The following is a 2,843-nucleotide window of genomic DNA, read 5'->3' as shown; positions in this document are numbered from 1 at the left end:
TGATTTTAGTCCAGTATTAGTTTCCTAGTTTGCTCTTTGATTTTCATTGAGTATAAGATTGCAGATAAAACGATAACAATCATAGGACACAGCAGAGCCAATGTTGGTCGAAGAATAGCCCCCTAATCGCTTATTTTATGGCAAAATGAAATAAAAACTAAACATTTTGTTGAGGAAGGCAAATCAATTCCTCACAATGTTCGAGAAAGAAGGGCGGACTATTCCAACTTCAACCCACTATAAAGCAGACTTACAAGATAGGGAACCCATCTCCGATAATATAATATATAGTAGAATGAAAACTGCACAATTTGATTGGGGAATTCAAACTAATTTCTCACAATGTTTGAGAAAAAGGGTCTATTATTTCAACTGCAACCTACTATAGCCCATTAAAGTTGGAATAACCCACTGAGACTTTTAAACCACTGCTGGAGAGGAGTTTGTGTCGATTTTCTTTCATTTCCCTGAAAAATCAAAAAGAGAGAACCAATCTGATCCTCTCTTACTTATAAATGGTGCTCACTCAAATGTTAAAGGAGCTATTTCTTAGAGATAAAGGAATTTGAATACAGCTACTGCCGCAATTGCTGCTGCAATAGGTGCTACTACTGGTACCCAAGAATACCACCATTTTGAATCGCCTTTATTCTCACCAAGAACTGATTTCGGAAGGAAAGCATGAAGGAGACGTGGCCCCAAGTCACGAGCTGGGTTCAAGGCAGGTCCTGTAGGTCCTCCAAGTGATGTTACCAAAGCCATAACGAGGAATCCAAGTGCCAAGTGAGCCACAGAAAGTCCTGAAGCAGTGTGTGGAGCCACCTGTGCTTTAATAGCCAAGTCAGAAAAATCAACTGTCTGTCCTGCTTGTGTTGCCATTTGTTTCATGTATTGAAGCACTTCAGCACCAAAGAAGTTTTTAGTCAAACCGAGAGCTGCAAAGAACAAAACAAATGAACCAACAAACTCGTTTACAAAACCATTAACAGTTGCTGCATAGCGACTTTCTTTTGTACCATGGTCAATACTTGAAATAGTTGAGAAAGTTCCCAAGATGTTATTTGGGTTTTCAGTTTTCAAGTAGAATGGACGGTGTGTTGCCACAACTAAGGCTTGACCAAAGATAGCCCCCAAGACTTGCGCGATAATGTAAGGTACCACTTGTGCCCAAGGGAAAAGACCGCTAACTGCAAGTCCTAGAGTGAAAGCAGGGTTGATGTGGTTCCCAGATACGTTACCAAACATCAAGGCTGGGATCATAACCCCCATACCATAACCAACAGCGATGACGAGCCAGCCACTTTGGTGACCTTTCGTACCTTTAAGTTCAACGTTGGCAACTGCACCATTCCCAAGAATGATCAAAATGGCAGTTCCCAAAAATTCAGTGGCATATTTCAGTGCCCATGTGAAATCCATTTGCTAGATTCTCCTTAAAATTTTTTAGATATTCTTTATTCTATCAATTTTTACCCTATTTAGCAACTGATTTCTGGAAATATTTTTAAAAAAATAGGATTCAGAGTTTCCCAGTCTAATGAACTTGTAAGCGTTTTTAATCTTCTCGAAAGACCTCGTTCTCAAAACCAGGAAAAAGCCCACATCTGTGAGCTTTTCCTTGTTCCTAGATTCTAAAATCTATTATTTTTCATCTTCTTTTTTCTTGAAGAATCCTAATCCTAGACCAGCTAATAAGGTCATGATACCAGCGCTAGCCAAGGTAGCATTCGCTTCTGGACCTGTGTTTGGCAATTCCTCTCTTTTATTTGTCTCAGAAGTCGGAACTTCTGGGTCTGGACTCACTGGAATTTCAGTTTTTGGAGTACCTGGTTCTGGAGTTAGCTCTGGTATTGGAGTCTCTTGATTTGGTAGTTCTGGGTTTGGTGTCGGAACACTTGGATGCTCTGGATTTGGTTGTGGGTTTGGTTTGTCTGGAGTCGGTTCACCTGGAGCACCTGGTTCCTGAGGACTTGGAATTTCTGGAATTGGTTTTTCTGGTCTTGATAAACGGTCATACCTTACCAAAATAGTCGTACCTTTTGAATCTGCTGTTACTTCTGCATTCGATACTTTTGGTAAATCTGGTTTACCATAATTTTCAATTTCTGGCGATACGACTTCGTCCCAGTTGCCTGTTGTCCATTCACCTTCTGTCACGACTTTCGTCACTTTATTACGCTTGTTGGTTCTTGTTAATTCAACTGTTTGCGTAACTGGGCTAGCTACTTCTGTTGTTTCATCAGTCGCATCTACATACTTGATGGTACGGGTAACAGTTTCGCTTTCTTTAATATCTTCTGTAGCTTGCGGATATTTCACTACTTCGGTTGTATCTGTAGTTGTTGATGTTACAGTTGCTTCCGCTACAGTTGCCTTATCTGGGGCGTCATAGTTGGTTACAGTTGGAGAGTCTTGAGAACCCCATGTACCTGTTGACCAGTCTCCTTCTGTTACTTTACCTGTCACTTTGTTACGCTTGTTGGTTCGCGTTAAGGTGACGGTTTGCGTAACTGGGCTAGCTACTTCTGTTGTTTCATCAGTCGCATCTACATACTTGATGGTACGGGTAACAGTTTTGCTTTCTTTAACATCTTCTGTAGCTTGTGGGTATTTCACTACTTCGGTTGTATCTGTAGTTGTTGATGTTACAGTTGCTTCCGCTACAGTTGCCTTATCTGGGGCGTCATAGTTGGTTACAGTTGGAGAGTCTTGAGAACCCCATGTACCTGTTGACCAGTCTCCTGCTGTTACTTTACCTGTCACTTTGTTACGCTTGTTGGTTCTTGTTAGTTCAACTGTTTGCGTAACTGAGTCAGCCACTTCTTTTGTTTCATCAGTCGCAT

General features: G+C 41.0%; 2 protein-coding genes and 1 pseudogene. All 3 read right to left on the bottom strand.

The features are described from left to right. Window positions 1-549 precede the first annotated feature (549 nt). Window positions 550-1,419, bottom strand: a complete 870-nt coding sequence (gene gla, locus HT736_RS08625; protein WP_000348129.1) for an aquaglyceroporin Gla — start codon at window positions 1,417-1,419, stop codon at window positions 550-552. Between the two features lie 222 nt (window positions 1,420-1,641). Continuing rightward, a complete protein-coding gene (locus HT736_RS12115) occupies window positions 1,642-2,292 on the bottom strand; it encodes an LPXTG cell wall anchor domain-containing protein (protein ID WP_044012429.1) in 651 nt (216 codons plus the stop codon). A 150-nt stretch (window positions 2,293-2,442) separates the two neighbouring features. Continuing rightward, a pseudogene (locus HT736_RS12110) lies at window positions 2,443-2,820 on the bottom strand (adhesin); the annotation flags it as partial. Between the last annotated feature and the right edge of the window lie 23 nt (window positions 2,821-2,843).

The sequence above is a fragment of the Streptococcus sp. 339 genome, assembly GCF_013277285.1.
GTDB lineage: Bacteria > Bacillota > Bacilli > Lactobacillales > Streptococcaceae > Streptococcus > Streptococcus pseudopneumoniae.
This window is presented reverse-complemented; position numbering and strand designations above follow the sequence as displayed.

Excerpts from the sequence above, each read along its gene's own strand:
- gla (WP_000348129.1), bottom strand. The coding sequence starts at position 1,419 with ATGGATTTCACATGGGCACTGAAATATGCCACTGAATTTTTGGGAACT.